The 17459-nt window shown below is 69.2% G+C and carries 12 protein-coding genes and 1 pseudogene; 9 read left to right on the top strand and 4 right to left on the bottom strand.

From position 1 onward, the window contains the following. Positions 1 to 9 precede the first annotated feature (9 nt). Positions 10 to 516 carry a MarR family winged helix-turn-helix transcriptional regulator gene (locus OG956_RS04135; protein ID WP_330336554.1) on the bottom strand — a complete coding sequence of 169 codons (507 nt, stop codon included), beginning with the start codon at positions 514 to 516 and terminating at the stop codon, positions 10 to 12. Positions 517 to 914: 398 nt separating this feature from the next. Between OG956_RS04135 and OG956_RS04130 the strand changes: the two genes are divergently transcribed. The 5 genes from OG956_RS04130 (at position 915) to OG956_RS04110 (ending at position 5291) form a co-directional block, all read left to right on the top strand. Beyond that, positions 915 to 1367, top strand: a complete 453-nt coding sequence (locus tag OG956_RS04130; RefSeq protein ID WP_330336553.1) for a MarR family winged helix-turn-helix transcriptional regulator — start codon at positions 915 to 917, stop codon at positions 1365 to 1367. A 34-nt stretch (positions 1368 to 1401) separates the two neighbouring features. Beyond that, the gene (locus tag OG956_RS04125) at positions 1402 to 1812 is read left to right on the top strand and encodes an ATP-binding protein (protein ID WP_330336552.1); all 411 of its coding nucleotides are present in this window, start codon (positions 1402 to 1404) and stop codon (positions 1810 to 1812) included. 115 nt (positions 1813 to 1927) lie between these two features. Next, positions 1928 to 3187 (top strand): PP2C family protein-serine/threonine phosphatase, encoded by a 1260-nt coding sequence (locus OG956_RS04120; RefSeq protein WP_330336551.1) that lies wholly within the window; start codon positions 1928 to 1930, stop codon positions 3185 to 3187. A gap of 71 nt (positions 3188 to 3258) precedes the next feature. Continuing rightward, the gene (locus tag OG956_RS04115; RefSeq protein ID WP_330342731.1) at positions 3259 to 4836 is read left to right on the top strand and encodes a sensor histidine kinase; all 1578 of its coding nucleotides are present in this window, start codon (positions 3259 to 3261) and stop codon (positions 4834 to 4836) included. Beyond that, complete coding sequence (locus OG956_RS04110; protein WP_330336550.1) at positions 4833 to 5291, top strand: response regulator; 459 nt, start codon at positions 4833 to 4835, stop codon at positions 5289 to 5291. Before OG956_RS04115 ends, OG956_RS04110 begins: the two co-directional genes overlap by 4 nt. A 19-nt stretch (positions 5292 to 5310) precedes the next feature. Here OG956_RS04110 and OG956_RS04105 read toward each other — a convergent pair whose 3' ends face one another. Beyond that, positions 5311 to 6156: an RNA polymerase sigma factor SigF gene (locus tag OG956_RS04105; RefSeq protein ID WP_330336549.1), complete on the bottom strand. Its 846-nt coding sequence runs from the start codon at positions 6154 to 6156 to the stop codon at positions 5311 to 5313. A gap of 385 nt (positions 6157 to 6541) precedes the next feature. On the opposite strand from OG956_RS04105, the gene OG956_RS04100 reads away from it, so the two are divergent. Beyond that, on the top strand, positions 6542 to 7309 hold the full coding sequence (locus OG956_RS04100; RefSeq protein WP_330336548.1) for an alpha/beta hydrolase: 768 nt from the start codon (positions 6542 to 6544) through the stop codon (positions 7307 to 7309). Positions 7310 to 7713: 404 nt separating this feature from the next. Then, on the top strand, positions 7714 to 8349 hold the full coding sequence (locus OG956_RS04095) for an SMI1/KNR4 family protein (protein WP_330336547.1): 636 nt from the start codon (positions 7714 to 7716) through the stop codon (positions 8347 to 8349). Between the two features lie 58 nt (positions 8350 to 8407). On the opposite strand, the gene OG956_RS04090 is transcribed toward OG956_RS04095, so the two are convergent. Further along, positions 8408 to 12994, bottom strand: coding sequence for a golvesin C-terminal-like domain-containing protein (locus OG956_RS04090; RefSeq protein ID WP_330336546.1), 4587 nt, complete (start codon positions 12992 to 12994; stop codon positions 8408 to 8410). Between the two features lie 1394 nt (positions 12995 to 14388). Between OG956_RS04090 and panD the strand changes: the two genes are divergently transcribed. Further along, complete coding sequence (panD, locus tag OG956_RS04085) at positions 14389 to 14808, top strand: aspartate 1-decarboxylase (RefSeq protein ID WP_330336545.1); 420 nt, start codon at positions 14389 to 14391, stop codon at positions 14806 to 14808. After that, positions 14789 to 15199: pseudogene (locus OG956_RS04080) on the top strand (GNAT family N-acetyltransferase); the annotation flags it as partial. The gene panD and the pseudogene OG956_RS04080, both read left to right, overlap by 20 nt. Positions 15200 to 15797: 598 nt before the next feature. Here OG956_RS04080 and gndA read toward each other — a convergent pair. Continuing rightward, positions 15798 to 17237 (bottom strand): NADP-dependent phosphogluconate dehydrogenase, encoded by a 1440-nt coding sequence (gndA, locus tag OG956_RS04075; protein ID WP_330336544.1) that lies wholly within the window; start codon positions 17235 to 17237, stop codon positions 15798 to 15800. Positions 17238 to 17459 lie beyond the last annotated feature (222 nt).

The raw sequence follows: 17459 nt of genomic DNA, 5'->3' as shown, positions 1-17459 counted from the left end.
CTCGCGCGATCAGGCGCCGGGGCGGTCCGGGCCCCGGGTGACGCCGTCCTGAGCCGCGAGGAAACCCTGCAGGCCGCGACTGAGCGCGTCCCGGTCGCCCGCCCCCATGGCCGCGAACACGGTGGCGAGCGCCCGCGACCGGCGGGCGGCCACCTCGTCCAGCACCTGCCGGCCGTGCCCCGTGAGGTTCAGCTGCACCTCGCGCCGCTTGCGCGGGTGCAGCACGCGCTCCAGCAGGCCGGCCGCCTCCAGCCGGTCGCACAGCCGGCTGGCCGTGGGCATCCCTATCTCCATGCTCTCCGCCAGAGCGGTGAGGTTGAGCCCCGGCGCGGCCTGAAGGATCCGCAGGGCCCGCAGCTGGTGCGGCGACAGGCGCAGCCGCGCTCCCTGCGCGGCGACCGACCACAGGGTCGCGAGACTGTCCACGGCATCGGCGAGCTCCAGCGCGAGGGCCGCCATGGGATCATCGTCCGGCCCGCTTGCCTGGTCGTCCCCGAAGCCGCTGAGACGAGTCACGAACACTTCGCTTTCAGTAATCGTCTGCACATACGGATGCCACCCTCATTCAAACGCGGTACCCGAACGGCCGCCGAGCAAGCACCGCCGGCCGGGCCATCGTAGGAGACGCACAGCGGTCCGGCCGCGTCCTCGGCGGCGGTGCCCGCGCCGTAGCCCGCCGGCCGGATGGGACAAGGGCATGGCGGGCACGCGTTGTCCAGAGCTGATCGTGCGGAAGCGGGGGGCACGGCGCCGGCGTTCAGCAGCCACTGGCCCCGTCCTCCGGATGGCCGGTCACCGGCACCGGATCACCCGCCTGCCGCGCAGCTGAGAGTGTTCTCGAACACAGCGGCGAGGCTGAAGTCCTGCCAGGTGGGTAAGGGCGCTTCCCGACGGCACCGAGGAAGGGGAAAGCCATGTCAGTGCATCCCGAACCCGTCGAAGCGTCGATCGCGGCGGAACACGTCGCCGAATCGCTGGCCGAGTTGTGGCGGCGGGCCCACGAGGACGTCGCCCCGACGCTTTCCGGCCAGCACATGCTCGCTCTGCTCGCGCTGGAGAACGAGCCGGCCGGCCCGGGCGCGATCGCCGAGGTCCTCGGCGTCGACGCCGCGTCCGCGGCGAGACTGTTCCGACGGCTGGAACAGCGCACGCTGGTACGGCGCGTTCCGTCCGGCGCGTTCTGCCTCACCGGTGCCGGCACGTGCGTGCTCGAAGCGACGCGCCAGCGCCGCCGTCAGCTTCTGGAGCAGGTCCTGGCGACGGCCGCACCGCCGGACCGGCCGGTGCTGCGTGAAGCGGTCGACCAGTTGTACGGACGGCTGAGCCCGTTGGTGAGGGTGCCGCGCAGCCGCTCGCACACCGACTGAACCGCAGACGCGCCCACGAGGAGGAGGTCGTTGCATGGCAAGCCGTGACCTGCGGGAGGCCACGAGAGCGCGGACGCGTGCCGTCCTGGGCCGCCGGTCCGACGCCGCCGCCCACGCCCGCGGCGCCTCCCGCACGTTCCTCGACGGCCTTCGGTCCCCGGTCTGCGAGAAGACGGCCTCGGCGGTCGAGCTGGTCGTCTCCGAACTGGTGACGAACGCCGTACGGCACGCCCGAGGCGACCTCTGCGTCCTGGAACTGGAGGACGCACCCGACGCGGTGTCCGTGGCCGTCCGCGACGGCGACCCCGCGCCGCCGCGCCCTCGAACGCCTGACTTCACCGGATCCGGTGGATTCGGCCTGCTCATGGTGGGCAGGCTCGCCGACGAAGTAACGGTGGAGTCCGCGGCGCGGGGCAAGACGATCCGCGCCAGAGTGCCCAAATAGCCGTGGCAGGCCGGTGAAGACACAACGGGACGCTGCCAGTACTCTTCGTTCGTTGCCGTACGGCAACCAAGAGTCCGGAGGGCTGCCGAGGCGTTCGAGGGGGAACCAGGGACGGATGCTCCCAACACAGCATGGACTTGTCGGCGTACGGGTGGTTCCCGGCTCCGCCACGGCGACCGGGGCCGCCTGGGCCTGGCAGGAACCCTCGGTGCTTCTGATCGAGGACGACGAGGCGGATGCCCTCCTGGTGGAGGAACTGGTCGCCGACTGCACTCCCGGCATGCGGCTGACCTGGGTGCGCTCCCTGGCCGAGGCCCGTGAGGCACTGGCCAAGGAGACCCCGGACTGCGTACTGCTCGACCTGCACCTGCCCGACTCCCACGGGCTCGAGGGCGTGGCCCGGGTACGCCGGCACGCCGACGTCGCGGTGGTCGTCCTGACGGGCCTGGCCGAGGAGAGCGCCGGTCTGGCGGCGGTCGCGGCGGGTGCCCAGGACTACCTCGTCAAGGGACGGGTCGAAGCAGAGCTGTTCGGCCGCGCCGTGCGATACGCCATACAGCGCAAGCTGGCCGAACAGGCGGCCGCGGCTCTGCAGGCCGGTCAGCTGCGGGCGGAGGAGAACCGGCGGCTGGAGCGCGGGCTGCTGCCCACCCCTCTGCTCGGTGACGCCCCGGACGTCGAGGTGGTCGCCCGCTACCTGCCGGGCCGGGAACAGGCGCTGCTCGGCGGCGACTTCTACGATGTCGTGCAGACCCCGGACGGCAGCGTCCACGCGCTGATCGGCGACGTCTCGGGACACGGCCCCGACGAGGCCGCGCTCGGCGTGGGGCTGCGGATCGCCTGGCGGACGCTGGTGGTCAGCGGCGCCACCGGAGCCCGGCAACTGAGCACCCTGGAGGAGATCCTGATCGCCGAGCGCACCGGTGAGCAGATCTTCGCCACGCTCACCAGCCTGCACCTGCTGCCCGACGGGCGCTCGGCGCGGGTCATGCGCGCCGGCCATCCCGGCATGCTGCTGCGTACCGGCGACGAGGTGGAGTGGGTGGAGGTGCCGGGCGGGCCGGCGCTCGGGGTGCTGCCGAGCGGCATGGCCGGCTGGCCCGTGGAGGACGTCACCCTGCCCGCCGGCGCGGGGATCGTCCTGTTCACCGACGGCCTGTTCGAAGGACGTACCGGACCGGGGCACGAACGACTGGGAGAACAGGGCCTGTTGCAGGCGGCCCGCGCGAGCGCCGCCCTGCCCGCCGAGGAGTTCGTGGACAAGCTCATCGGCCATGCCGAGGCGCTGGCCGAGGACCACGGCGGTCTCGCCGACGACGTGGCCGTGGTGCACCTGCGGTGGAACCGGCAACCCCGACCGAGCAAGGAATCGTGACCGTGACAACGTCTCCTGCGCCCGCCAACCCCCGTCGGCGCAGCCGGATCACCGTGCAGGGCTGGTTCCACATGGCCCTCGCGGTGATGATCGCCGTGGTGGTGACCGGCTCGGTGATCGGCGCCGAGCTGCTGGCGCGGACCGCGAACGTCTCCGACCAGCTGATCGAGGACGTCCAGCCCGCCCGCGCCGAGGCGCTCCGTCTGCAGAACGCCCTGCTGAACCAGGAGACGGGCGTGCGCGGCTACGCCATAGCCGCCGACCCGCAGTTCCTCACGCCCTACACCGAAGGCAAACGCGACGAGCGGGATTCCGCCGCCCGGCTGCGCCGGCTGATCGGCGACCGGGCGACCCTGCGCCAGGACCTGGACGGGATAGAACGCGCGGCGGCCGACTGGCGCCGCACCTACGCCGAACCCCTCGTCGCCGGCGTCACCCCGGGCAGGCCCCGCACGGTCGACACGGCCACCACGGACCGCGGCAAGGAGGCCTTCGAGCACATCCGCACCCTGTTCACCGAGCAGAACACCCATCTCGCCCAGGCCTGGCAAGACGGCAGGAGCGAGCTGACCCACGTGCGCACCGTACGCGACTGGGTGCTCGGCGCCATGGTCGCCGCATTCCTCGTCACCGGCGGCGCCCTCGCCCTGCTGGTCCACGCCCTCGTCGTCCGGCCGCTGGACGGGCTGCGCGTCGCCTCCCGCCGGGTGGCCAGGGGCGAGTTCCAGCACCGCATCCCGTCCGAGGGTCCCGCCGACATCCGGGCGATGGCGGACGACGTCGAAGCCATGCGGCGGCGCCTCGTGACGGAACTGGACGCCTCGCACGCCCGGCACGAGCACCTCACCCGGCAGACGGCCGACCTGGACGCCCAGGCGGTGGAACTGCGCCGCTCCAACGCCGAGCTGGAGCAGTTCGCCTACGTGGCCTCCCACGACCTGCAGGAACCGCTGCGCAAGGTCGCCTCGTTCTGCCAGCTGCTCGAAAAGCGGTACGGCGACGAGCTGGACGACCGGGGGAAGCAGTACATCGCCTTCGCCGTGGACGGCGCCAAGCGCATGCAGACCCTCATCAACGACCTGCTCACCTTCTCCCGCGTCGGCCGGATCAACGACGCCAACGTGCCCGTCTCGCTGGACCAGGCCCTGGACAAGGCGGTCGCCAACCTGACGGCCGCGGCGGAGGAGTCGGACGCCGTCATCGAGCGTCCCGACGAACTGCCCGAGATCACCGGCGACCCGATGCTGCTGGTGATGCTCTGGCAGAATCTGCTCGGCAACGCCATCAAGTTCCGTCGCCCCGACCGCCCGCCGCACATCCGCATCACCTGCCAGGCCGAAACGGACCCCGAGGAGCACACCGCGCGCTGGCGGCTGAGCGTGGCGGACAACGGCATCGGCATCCCGGAGGAGTTCGCCGAGAAGGTCTTCGTCATCTTCCAGCGCCTGCACGGCCGCGACGCCTACTCCGGCACGGGCATCGGCCTGGCTCTCTGCAAGAAGATCGTCGAGTTCCACGGCGGGCGCATCTGGATCGACACCGCGTACACCGACGGCACCCGCTTCTGCTTCGTCCTCCCGGCCGCTGCGCCCGGCACGGCCGACGACACAGCGCCCGCCCGTACCACCCCGGAAGGACAGCCCGCATGACCACCCCCGCCGTACAGCCCATCGAGGTCCTCCTCGTCGAGGACGACCCCGGCGACGAGCTGATGACCCGCGAGGCGTTCGAGGACAACAAGATCGGCAACACCCTCCACGTCGCACGCGACGGGGAGGAGGCACTCGACTTCCTCTACCGGCGCGGCGCGCACACCCAGGCCCCGACCCCGGACCTGATCCTGCTCGACCTCAACCTGCCCAAGTACGACGGCCGGCAGGTTCTGGAACGCATCAAGTCCGACCCCGACCTCGCCCACATCCCCGTGGTCGTGCTGACGACGTCCTCCGCCGAGGAGGACATCCTGCGCAGCTACAAGCTCCACGCCAACGCCTACGTCACCAAGCCCGTCGACCTCGACCAGTTCATCGCCGCGGTCCGCCAGATCGACGAGTTCTTCGTGACCGTCGTACGCCTGCCCCGCCAGGACATCACCCCGCGGTGAGGACGCCGGGCGCTCCGGCTCACTCCGTGGCGAGCATGCCCGAGCGCAGCCGCGCCAGCAGGCGGGAGACCAGGCGCGAGACGTGCATCTGGGACACGCCGAGTTCCTCACCGATCCGGGCCTGGGTCATCTCCTCGACGAACCTCAGATGGAGGATGCGCCGGTCCCGCTCGTTCAGCTCCGCGACGAGCGGAGCGAGGGCGTGGAAGTCCTCCACGAGCGCGAGGGCGCCGTCCTCCTCGCCGATGAACGCGGAGAGGGCCGCCTCGCCGTCGTCGGAGTCGTGGCTGACGGCGGCGTCCAGGGAGGTGGACTGGTAGCCGTTCGCCGCGATCTGTGCCTCGACGACCTCCTCCTCCGACAGGTTCATCAGGGCGGCCAGTTCGCTGACCCTGGGCGAACGGCCGAGCCGGCTGCGCAGTTCCTCGTTCGCCTTGGCCAGTTCCACGCGCGCCTCCTGCAGCCGGCGCGGCACGTGGACGGACCAGGAGGTGTCGCGGAAGAACCGCTTGATCTCACCGACGATGTACGGCACCGCGAAGCTGGTGAACTGGACCTCGCGGGAGATCTCGAACCGGTCGATGGCCTTGATCAGGCCGATCGTGCCGACCTGGACGACGTCCTCCATGTCCTGACCGCTGTTGCGGAACCGGCGGGCGGCGAAGCGCACCAGCGACATGTTCATCTCGATGAGCGTGTTGCGCGCGTACTGGTACTCGTGGGTCCCTTCCTCCAGGACGGCGAGCCGCTCGAAGAACACCCGGGTCAGCTCGCGGGCGTCCTGCGGCGCGATCCTCTGGGGGTCCGCGATCTGCGGCAACTGCGTGCCGGAGCCGGTCGTCGTGCCGACGGGTGCCGTCGTCATCACTGGCCCTCCCTGCCGTCCGTGCCGGCTCCCGTGAGCAGGCGGTAGCTCTGCGCGTACCCGGACCGGGCCCCATCATGCCGCGCGCCGGACGCCGCCGTGCCACGTGGCCCGCACACCACGCCCGTTTCAGGCCGGGCCCGGCGGACTCCTGCTCGAGCCCTGCCCGGAGCCGCGGCTACGGCTGGAAGGCTACGGCCGGAAAAAGGACGGGAGGACTGATCACCGTGCTGCTAGCCTGCAGTCGACCGTGACGCCGGCCGAGGAGGTGAGACCCATGAACGCTGTATCGACGTGGGTGCTCCCCCTTCCCGTCACGGCCGGCGACTGACACAGGTGCCGCCGGGAGCGCCTCCACACCCAGGCACTCCCGAAAGGCCACACCATGCACTCTCTGCAGTTCACCGCCCAGTCGTCGTCGAACGGCATGACCGAACGCGACTTCACCGTGGACGGCGTTCCCGGCGTCCTCTGGTCGCCGGCCTCCCCCGCGGCCGGAAGCGCACCCCTCGTCCTGATGGGCCACGGCGGCGGCAACCACAAGAAGCACCCGGCGATGTCCGGCCGCGCCCAGCTCCTCGTGAACGGCTGCGGCTTCCACGTCGCCGTCCTCGACGCGCCCGGTCACGGCGACCGGCCGCGCACGGCACACGACGAGGCGGAAATCGCCGAGCTGTTCCGGGCGCGGGCGGCCGGCGAGCCGGAAGGCCCGATCGTCGTCCGCTACAACGACCACCTGGCGCAGCGCGCCGTGCCCGAGTACCGGGCGGCCCTGGACGCCCTCCAGGAACTCCCGGAGATCGGCCCCGACGGGCCGGTCGGCTACTGGGGACTCAACATGGGCACCGCGATCGGCGTTCCGTTCGTGGCCGCCGAACCCAGGATCACCGCCGCGGTCTTCGGCCAGCACTGGCCCGACGTCCTGGCCGAGAAGGCGAAGCAGATCACCGTCCCGGTCGAGTTCGACCTGCAGTGGGACGACGAGCACATCTCCCGCGAGGAGGGCCTCGCCCTGTTCGACGCCTTCGCCTCGAAGGAGAAGTCGCTGCACGTGAACTCGGGCAAGCACAAGGAACTGCCCCGCTTCGAGGCCCACAGCGCGGTCCGCTTCCTCGCCCGCCACCTCGCCACGCCGGCCACCGTCCCGGCCTGACGCACGCGGCAGCGGCGCCGGCGCCCGCGCCTTTTGGCAGGGCGCCGCGACCGCGGCTCGGGGCCTAGACCGCGCATCTGGAGGCCGTATGCGGCAGAAACGGATCCTCCCAGCTCATCCATCTCAGCCTCGCCGGAATACGACGGTTGATCACCTGCCTCACCAACCGCCGACCCACGCCCGCCGACCACATCCTGAACTGGTCCACCTGGCGCCGACGACGACAACACCAAGCCCGCACCTGCCACTGCAAACGGGGAGGGGACGCGGGTAACGCGTTCGGTGGCAAAGTGTCGGGCGGGCCTGGACTCCCCGGTCGTGATCGGCTCGACTGCACTCGGTCGCTGGCTCGGGCGCCTGCCGGAAATGGAGTGTGATGGATTGGCAGTTGTTAGGGTCGTCGCATGACTGATTCACTCGATGACGTACTGGGCCACCTCGATGCGTGGCTGGAGGCTAACGCTCCAGCGGATTATGCCGCGTTGAATCCTCCGGCTACGCAGGATGATATCGACGCCATTGCTGACCGGCGGTTCGACCTGCATCCCGATCTCGTGACGTGGTTGCGGCGTCATGACGGGTCGTCCGCCACCAGCCATGCGGGCCCAGGGGTAATCCTTCCTGGGGGTTTCATCCTGCTCACCTCGGCTGGAATGCGTGACGGTCAGCGGTGGATGGAGGAAGGCATCGCTGAGTGGATCGATGCGAACGAGTCGGAAGACCCTGACCTACGTGACATTTACGACGGTGTGTACGGGTACTCGTTCCACGTACGGTGGGTTCCGATCGCCTCTGATCTCACGGGCGGGAAGCTCATCGTCGATCACCGTGCCGGAGACGGTTTCGGGAACGTGTTGTACGGCCTGCAGACCGGTGACACGGACGCGCCGGTGAAGGTCTGGGACAGTCTTCATCAGATGTTCCAGGAGCTTCTGAGATCTCTCACGGAGGAAGTTCCCATGCGGATTGCCGACTATGCCGAACCGCAGACGCCAAGCGTGAGCGGCGCAGGTCATGATGCACACGTGATGTGGGCATAAAGCGCTGAGGCGGTCCGGAGCAGGAAACTGCTCCGGACCGCCACCTTGTTCCAACCGGCTAGTGCGGCTGAACCACGCAGACTTCATCGGGGCGACAGCCCTCGAGGTCCGGGGCCTTGATGTAGAAGGGATCGTTGTCGTCTACGCGGGCCTTCTTGTAGAAGGAGCCGACGTCGCGGCCCGCACCTTCGTTCTGTTTCGCGGACATCGATGCCCGTCCGCAGACTTCCTGCCACGTGGGCGCAGCGACTCCCGGGCGGTCGTCGTAGTACATGCGCCACTTGCCGTCAGTGGCACTCTTCTGGGCGTACAGCTGAATGCACTCGTCGCCGCTGTCGACGAACTGACCGCCGCTTTCCTTCGTTGACGCGAAGGGGTACTCGTCGCATTGCCGGCCGTCGGGGCTGTTTGTGGTCGCCTCAGGAGTCGCCTTGTCGTACGGCTTCCAGGAGTTGGGGCACACCACTCCTCTGTTCTTGTCCCGCACGCTCTGGTCGATCTCCCGGTGGAGCGGCGTTTTGTGTTCCTCGCTGCCCGGGTGTGACGGCAGTTCCTCGCGGAGCAGCCAGTAGTACGCAGCAGCGACCGGGTACTTCCGATCGTTCACGGTGTATGTCGGTATGTGCTTGTAGAAGATGCATCCGGTGGAGTTGGGGACGGTCACCGAGTTGTCGCAGCGGATTTGGTCGAACAGCGAGATCTCTGGCTTGTCGACGGGGACAACACCTTGCCAATTGGGGCTGTCCGCCTTGAAGCTCAGGAACACGCCTCGGTCGAACTTCTCGGAGGTGCCGGCGGTCGGCGTGGTCCATGTGTTCGACTTCGTCGCGGACGCCCAGTGCTTGTCGGTCAGGCTTGTCCAGGTCGCGTCGGTCCAGTTCGTGGTGTAGGTGGCGTCGCAGTCCGGGGTGCAGGGGGTCTGCCAGTACTCCAGGGAGACGGCGCCGAGATCGGTGTCCATGTCCACGGGCACGATCGACATGCGTTCCGTGAAGGTCGCCTTGTTCTGCGTCTTCGTCTCTACGAATACGTTGAACGCGGCGGACGCGGTTTCGATGGCGCCGTCGGGGTCTTTCTTGGTCCAGTGGACGAGAGTGGTGAAGGCGAGGCACCCTTCGCGGCGTTCGATCGTGTAGGTCTGGGTCAAGCCGGTCTGAGCGCACCACGGCACGAGCGTGGTCGACAGAGCACCTGTCCCGGCCGTCCGCGTCATGGAGGGGCGCTTGATGAGCGGCTCGTAGGTGACGCACTGGCGGCTCTGGCCGTTCTTCAGGCCCTTGGCGCACTGGTTGCCGGACGTGAGTGAAGAGGCCGTAGAAGGAGTAACCAGACCGGTGGGCGCCGGCTGCTTCTGCTGGTCGTCGTCGATGAAGTCGACGTCGGGGGCGTTGTAGTCGGGGTCGGGGAGTTCGAGACCTGCCATCCGGCCACCGGACACGCCGAAGTTGCCGGGCACGAAGGCGACCGCTCCCCAGGCGATGTCCTTGTCAGCGCTGCCGCTGCTGGTGGTATTGGAGAGTCTGACCTCGGGGATGCGATCGTTGAAACGGAAGGCGCCAAGAGACACCCATTTGTTGGACGCGTTGGCGGACTGGTCGACGGTGACTTTCCTGGTTCCGAAGGCCGTCACGACTTCATACACGGCCTGAGTGGTCTGCGCTCCGGTGTCCGGCACGTGTACGTAGACCATGGCCTGTGTCTTGTCCAGGGGCTTGTTCAGCTTCCAGTCACCGTCGATGGTCATGCTTCCGCCGTCGCCGCCGAGGTGATGGGTGTCGCGTTCGTGGGCGTACCAGAAGTGGCCGCCGTAGCCGCCGCCGACCTGGTGCAGGTCGGCTTTCGCATTGAAGTGCGTGCCCATGGTGTCGGCGTAGAACGTGAACTGGAAGCTGCCGGACGAGGTGACGGGACCGCAGTCGCCGTAGGTTTCGGTGCCGTTGGGCACCGAGGCCACCACTTGTGCGCCGCTGGGTGCTCCGGAGCACACCGGTGTGCCGTTCTTCAGGCGGTAGCCGCGTCCCGGTTCCGACACCAGCGACTGGTACTTGATGTTCTCGTGGCCGCAGGTGGAGGCGCAGTCGGTCTTCCAGGTCGCGTTGGGCTGGTTCCACCAGTACTGTGCGTAGCACTCCGCGGTGCCGCAGTCCGGCGGCGTGTTGGGGTCGCAGTTGTTCTTGGAGTTGCAGAACACGTCGAGGTCCGGCGTGACATGTGCCCGGTTGTAGCGCGCGCCGCCTTTGATCTCGACGGGCAGGTTCGCTCCGTTCCAGTAGGCGGGGCGGAAGCCGGCGGAGGAGAAGCCGGACTCGCCGGGCCAGTCCTGGCGGCCGGAGGTGGCGTAGGAGTAGCCGGTGTCGATGGACCAGGCGGCCCAGCCCATCACCTTCACCTCGTACGGCCAGTCCTGCGGGTGTGCGGCGTCGTGGTTGGCGTCGGTGCCGTCCACGTCGGTGTTCATGAACGGATGGCCCCAGCCCTTGGCGTAGATGGGGTTGGCCGGGTTGTTGTACCAGCCGAGGCCCCAGTGCCCTCCGTGCTGCGATGCCTGGGAGGGCGGGTTGAAGCCGAGGTTGTAGTTCCAGACCGCGGTGAACCAGTTCTCCACGTAGGAGGGGTCGTCATTGTTGACGGTGATCGTCTGGCCGGCCTTGTGGACCTCGTTCCACTTGTCGGCGAGGATCTTCATGGAGGCGGCGATGTTCGTCGCGTAGTCGATGGCGACGAGTTTCTGCAGGGCTGGGGACAGGCTGGTTTCGCCCGGCTTCTCATGGCCCTTGAGGCGCATGCCGTCGGTGACCTGGCCCACGCCGTAGCCGCAGTCTGATTTGTCCCAGTTGATGTTCCAGTACGAGTCCGGATTGCCCGGATCGATCTGATGCCCGTAGTAGCCGTCGACCGCTGCCAGGGGGCTGCCCATCTGGCCGGGTATGGAGCCGGACTCGGCCTGCCACAGGTTGGACTCCTGGGCCATGATGCCGAGCATCACGTTGACGGGGATGCGCGCGTTGCTCGCGCCGGTCAGGGTGGGCGGCGGGAACAGGCCCTGCGGGTCGATGGTGCCGAGGCCGGCCTGGTTGCGGTAGCCGCCCTGGTTGAGGTAGCCGGCGTGCAGGTCACCGCGTACCGCCATGTCGACAGCCCACTCGACCTGGTTGGGAGTGGGCTGCAACGCCTGGGCCTTGACGTCGTTGCGAGAGACGGAGCACCAGCGGTCGGGGTCGGTGGGGTCGTGCGACACGATCGACGTCACTGCGGTGGCCCGTGCCGATCGCGGGTGCCTGCCTGAGCCGATGCCGGCTGCGGCGCGGGCCTTGGAAGCCGAGGCGAGGGCGGGAGACAACTGGGCTTCGGCCTTGGGTGGCGTGGGGGTGACCTGCTGGCTGAGCCTGGTGCCGGTGCTTGTGGCGGTGGAGGTCACCGTCAGGGGCGTGGCGGTCTTCAGCATGCCTGGAGCCGGCGTCGTGTGCTGTGAAGCGGGCTCGGTCTGTGTGAAGCCCTTGCCGGCATTCTTGATCCGGTCGATGCCCGCACGTAGCCCCGGTGCGAGAACAGGGTCGACGGCGAGCCGGCCCAGGCTGGAGACGTCTGTGTTCACCGGGGCGTTGAGCCGGGTGATGCCGCTGCCTGAGGTGTGCGTGTCACCCGTGGGATGCCCGACGAGGAACACGCTGGAGGAGCCGCCTCGCGCCAGGTCGAGGTCACCGAGCTTGCCAGTGGCGATGACGGAGGTCTTGCCCTTCGGACTCCACACCCGGGCGCGGGCGCGCTTGGCGCCGTTGCGCTCGACGAAGGCGACGTCACCGCTGTTGACGGGGTGGATGTCGAACGGGGCGCCACCGGCTGTGAGCAGGTCCTTGACCTTGCCCTTGTGGTCGAGGTGGATCAGATGGCGGCTGAGCGCGCCGATCACACCGTCCTTGACGGGTACGGCGCTGGTGACTTCCCCCTTGGTGGCCGACACGCTCAGCGTTTTGCCGGCGGTGTCGACGGTCATGACACGGGTCCGAGTGGCGGCCGGGTCGTTCATGTCACGGAAGGCGGTGAACGCGGCCGTGCGGGTCTGCGGGTTGCAGGAGGGGTCGAAGTAGGCGAGTGTCCCGGTGAACGGCAGCTTCGTCACGTCACCGGTGCTGGTGTTGATGATCGCCGTGAACGCGCCGCCCTGCATCAGGTCCGGTTTGTTCGTGAACGACCGGGGCGCGTACACAGCAGCCACATGGTCGCGGTCCATCACGCACGTGTTGCCGATCCACGAATCCGCCGGCATGCCCGGCTCGGACAAGGCCGCGGCAGTCTTCCACTGGTACGCGTCGGCTTCGTCCGCGACAAGAATCTTGAACGATGTGGCGTCAGCCACGCCAGTGACCACCCGGTCCGTGGATGTCTTCCACCCGTCACCCAGGCTCTTGTCCGGATCGGCCACCCGTCCTGCAGGCGACGGCGACGGAGCGGGGCTTGTGGCAGGGCTGTGACCGCCTGGAGAGGCGGGGACTGCCGTGGCCGGGACGGCTTGCAGCAGGCCGCCCGTCAGCGCCGTGCACGCCGCAAGGACGGCCAAAGATATGGATGATCGTCGTCTGGATCTCAAAGAAGTTCCCCGAATTTCTCGTGTGATGGGATGTCCCGTGCCCTGGTCTGCGGGCACGTTTTGACTGGACCATGGGCGCGCAAGGGCGAATCACAGGGCGGTAGCTCGAGGTTCGCGGGCCGGTCACAGAAACCGCCTTGCCCCGGGCGGGGCAAGGCGGTCGACTCAGGAGGCCGACAACGGGCCCTCTTGCTGATTGCCGGCCTTGGCGAGAACGGTGCGCGGGTTGTGGATCACCCTGAGGTGCTGACGTTGGCGACGCGTACCTCGGAGGGTGTGCCATCGGCCGAGGGCCCGGCGTGTCCGTGCAGGGAACGATGGGCGCCGGCATTCATGCGGTGCGCGAGCCAGGCTGCTGCCCCCTGTTCTCCTCCAGTGCGGATCCGGAAACACCCGTCAACCGTCATCGGGGCAGGCCGCTCGTCGCCGTCCCCCTTGCTGTGACCGCACGGGTAAGGCATCCCGCCGTAGACCTCAGAGGGAAAGTCCCCGAAGACGAACCGGACGACACCGCGCCGCCGTTCACCGTGTAACCGAACTCACTGGAGTCGATCACGGCGGGTCGCGAAGCAGGCGCTGTCCGACTGAGTCGTGGTCTCCGACCGCGAGTTGAAACGGATCCGGAAACAGTGGTTCGGATGGCTGCTGTCACTGGACGTGCAGTCGTTGTGCACGTATGAGGTCCCGGCGTAGGCGGGTACTGCGGTGAGAACGCCAGCGGCCAAGGCTGCGGCGGTGGCAGCCGTAGCGGCGGCGGATTTGGTGAAACGCCAAAGAGCTTCCCCCTGCTGGAGCGAACGCATCGGGGAGGCGGATCAGTACATGGACGCGCCCCCGACGCGCAGCGACAAGCCGACGGGCGGATGTTTGGTCTGGTCCATTCGCCCACGGCCCGACCACTCTTGCGTAGCATGTTCATGCCGGTCAAGGGGCGAGAACAGGAGCTATGTCGGCCCGGCGTGAAAGCGACTCCGGCAGCGACAGTCATCCGGAATGCGGTGATCACGTGCGCGACCCGGGAGGTACCTGTGTGACTCCTGTGAAGCGGAGGGAGCTCGAGGGGACCGCTGGTGCTGCCAGGGGTGGCCGGATTCAGCCCTTCCTCCCCAATCTCCGAGCGAAGCGAGAGACAGGATTCGCGGCAATGTCCCCCTGCTGGAGCTCGTGAACACGTCCATCCGGCTCTTCACGGATCTGTCCCTGCACATCGTCAGGTAAGTCAGCATCTGGTCAGCATCAATTCCCGGACATCCCTGAGAGGCTGTCCGAACAGGCGCCCCGTCGGTGGCGCCACAACAGCCTGGTGGGCGCCGAAGCCCAGGCAGGGAGCCCTGTCACCGATGAGAAGCGATGTTCCTCACAAACATCGACTTCGACGCGTGCCCGTGTAGAGTAAAGACCGCCCTTGACCTGCACAAAGCAGGCAGGGAGCCGTCTTTCAGGAGTCCAAAGTGCTGCGTACTCTGTTCAAGTCCAAGATCCACCGAGCCACCGTCACCCAGGCCGACCTGCACTACGTGGGATCGGTGACCATCGACGCCGACCTGCTCGACGCCGCTGATCTGCTGCCGGGCGAGCTGGTGCACATCGTCGACATCACCAACGGGGCGCGGCTGGAGACGTACGTCATCGAGGGGGAGCGCGGGTCCGGGGTGATCGGGATCAACGGGGCGGCCGCCCATCTCGTGCACCCCGGAGACCTGGTGATCATCATCAGCTACGCTCAGGTCACCGACGCCGAGGCGCGGACGCTGAAGCCGCGGGTCGTGCACGTAGACGGCGACAACCGGATCGTCTCTCTCGGCGCCGACCCGTCGGAGCCCGTGCCCGGCTCCGACCAGCAGCGCAGCCCGCAGGCCGTCGGGGCCTGACCGGGGACCGTACCGTTTCGGACCGGACCAGGAGTGTGCCCAGCCCATGAGCGAGATCGAGATCCGCGACGACCGGGCGGCGGGCCGCCTGGAGGCCGTCGGCGAGGGCGAAGTCGTCGGCCGCGTCGAGTACTTCGTGCTGGCGTCGCCCGCGCGCGCCCTGGTTCCGGTGCACACCATCGTCGAGCCCGCCCACGAGGGCCGCGGCATCGGCGGTTCCCTGGCCCGTGAGCTGTACGAGCTCGCCGGGAGGGAGGGCGTCCCGGTGGTGCCGCTGTGCCCGTACGTCGCCGGGTGGGCCGAGCGGCACCCGGAGGCCGCCCCGCCCGCCGACCCGGAGCTGGTGACGGCCGCGAAGGACTGGCTGCGGGCCCATCCCGGGCGGTTCTGAGCGGGCGCGGCTCCGCCTGACGGGTGAGTGGCCGCGCGGGGGCCGGGTAGGCGGGGGAGTAGTCCAGAGGCGACGTCCCACGACTGCCGGAGGACACCGATGACGAACCCGCATCCCGACCCCGTCCCGCCGGGGCCGCATCCGGGTCCGGGTCCCGGTCCCACCCCGCCGGACCCCTACCCGAGCCCGGTCCCGACCCCCGAGCCGGGCCCCGCGCCCACCCCGCCTCCACCGGGCCCCGAGCCGACGCCGCCCCCGGCGCCTCCGGCCCCGGGCCCGCCGGAGCCCTCACCGTCCCCGATCCCGCCGGGACCGGAGCCGGTACCGAACCCAGAGCCGGGCCCACCGCTCACCTGAGCACGCCCGGCACCGCACCAGGATCCGGGGAACCGCGCGGCCGACCGCCCCAACCGGCGGCCGTGCCACGCCAGTTCCCCGGTCCCCTGCCTAGGTCCTGCCGTCAAACTCCCGCCGTCCGCCCGGAGGGCGGGCCTCGCGGCGTGCATGGCGTCGCGGGGCTGGGGGTCCCCCGGCCGAAGGCTGGGGGAGGGAGTTTGACGACAGGGCCTGGCGGCCTCCTGGGGACCTCAGACGCCGCTCAGGCGGAAACCTCGTCCCGGTCCCCGCCCCACAGCGTGTGGAAGGAGCCGTCACGGTCCACGCGGCGGTAGGTGTGGGCGCCGAAGAAGTCGCGCTGGCCCTGGGTCAGGGCAGCCGGCAGGCGGGGGGCCCGCAGGGCGTCGTAGTACGCCAGTGCCGCCGCGAAGCCCGGCGCCGGGACACCCTGGCGCGTCGCGGCGATCAGCACCTCGCGCCAGTCGTCCTGCGCGTCGGCGATCTCTCGCGCGAACGTCTCGTCCGCCAGCAGGCTCGGCAGATCGGCGCGGGCGTCGTACGCCGCGCGGATGCGGTCCAGGAAGGCCGCCCGGATGATGCAGCCGCCGCGCCAGATCGAGGCGACCTTGCCGAGGTCGATGTCCCAGCCGTACTCCTCGCTGCCCGCGGCGATCTCGTGGAAGCCCTGCGTGTACGACACGATCTTGGACGCGTACAGCGCCTGCTCCACCCGGTCCGCGAAGGCCGCGGCCTCCTCCTTGCCCAGCGGCGCCGGCGTCGGGCCCGCCAGCCCCCGGGACGCCTCGCGGAGCTTCGCGTGCCCGGACAGCGAGCGCGCGAAGACGGCCTCGGCGATGCCGGACACCGGGACGCCCAGGTCGAGGGCGATCTGGACCGTCCAGCGGCCGGTGCCCTTCTGCTCGGCCTGGTCCACCACCACGTCCACGAAGGGCTTGCCGGTGGCCGCGTCCACGTGGGACAGCACCTCGGCGGTGATCTCGATCAGGTAGGAGTCCAGCCGGCCGGTGTTCCAGGTGCGGAAGATCTCCGCGATCTGCGCGGGCTCGTACCCGGCGACGTCGCGCAGCAGCTGGTACGCCTCGCCGATCAGCTGCATGTCGGCGTACTCGATGCCGTTGTGGACCATCTTCACGAAGTGCCCGGCGCCGTCGGGACCGCAGTGCGTGACACAGGGCGCGCCGTCCGCCGCCTTCGCGGAGATCTTCTCCAGCATCGGGCCGAGCGACGCGTACGACTCCTTCGAACCGCCCGGCATGATGCTCGGCCCGTGCAGCGCACCCTCCTCGCCGCCGGAGATGCCCGTGCCGACGAAGTGGATGCCGCGCTCGCGCAGCTCCCGCTCCCGGCGCCGGGTGTCGGCGAAGTGCGCGTTGCCGCCGTCGATGATCATGTCGCCGGGCTCGAGGAGCGGGGCGAACTCCTGGATCACCGCGTCCGTCGGCTCGCCCGCCTTCACCATGATGATCAGGCGGCGGGGACGCTCCAGAGCCCCCACGAACTCCTCGGCGGTCTCGGTGGAAACGAAGTCGCCCTCGTGCCCGAACTCCTCCACCAGCGCCTTGGTCCGCGCCACCGTACGGTTGTGCACCGCGACGGTGTAGCCGTTGCGGGCGAAGTTCCGGGCGAGGTTGCGGCCCATGACCGCGAGGCCCGTGACACCGATCTGCGCTGAAGTGCTCATACCGCCTGCTCCCTGGTTGCCTCGTGACTACGGCTCCGTCAGTACGGGTCCTCGCCCATCCTGTCGTGCCGTTCGGGCGAGCGCACACGCGACCCGCCCCGCCCTCAGTACGACGTGCGGCCGCCCGACGCCTCAGCCTCCGCAGGATCGGATCGGACAGGGTGCGTTCCCGGCCACTCGGGAGGGGCGGGAGGCCGGATTTCCGTCTTGTCATGGCCTGTT

Origin of the sequence: Streptomyces sp. NBC_00557, assembly GCF_036345995.1 — a bacterium.
GTDB lineage: Bacteria > Actinomycetota > Actinomycetes > Streptomycetales > Streptomycetaceae > Streptomyces.
This window is presented reverse-complemented; position numbering and strand designations above follow the sequence as displayed.

Coding starts and splice junctions, on each gene's coding strand:
- OG956_RS04125 (WP_330336552.1), top strand. CDS start 1,402: ATGGCAAGCCGTGACCTGCGGGAGGCCACGAGAGCGCGGACGCGTGCC.
- OG956_RS04120 (WP_330336551.1), top strand. CDS start 1,928: ATGCTCCCAACACAGCATGGACTTGTCGGCGTACGGGTGGTTCCCGGC.
- OG956_RS04110 (WP_330336550.1), top strand. CDS start 4,833: ATGACCACCCCCGCCGTACAGCCCATCGAGGTCCTCCTCGTCGAGGAC.
- gndA (WP_330336544.1), bottom strand. CDS start 17,237: ATGAGCACTTCAGCGCAGATCGGTGTCACGGGCCTCGCGGTCATGGGC.
- OG956_RS04105 (WP_330336549.1), bottom strand. CDS start 6,156: ATGACGACGGCACCCGTCGGCACGACGACCGGCTCCGGCACGCAGTTG.
- OG956_RS04115 (WP_330342731.1), top strand. CDS start 3,259: ATGGCCCTCGCGGTGATGATCGCCGTGGTGGTGACCGGCTCGGTGATC.
- OG956_RS04100 (WP_330336548.1), top strand. CDS start 6,542: ATGCACTCTCTGCAGTTCACCGCCCAGTCGTCGTCGAACGGCATGACC.
- OG956_RS04095 (WP_330336547.1), top strand. CDS start 7,714: ATGACTGATTCACTCGATGACGTACTGGGCCACCTCGATGCGTGGCTG.
- OG956_RS04130 (WP_330336553.1), top strand. CDS start 915: ATGTCAGTGCATCCCGAACCCGTCGAAGCGTCGATCGCGGCGGAACAC.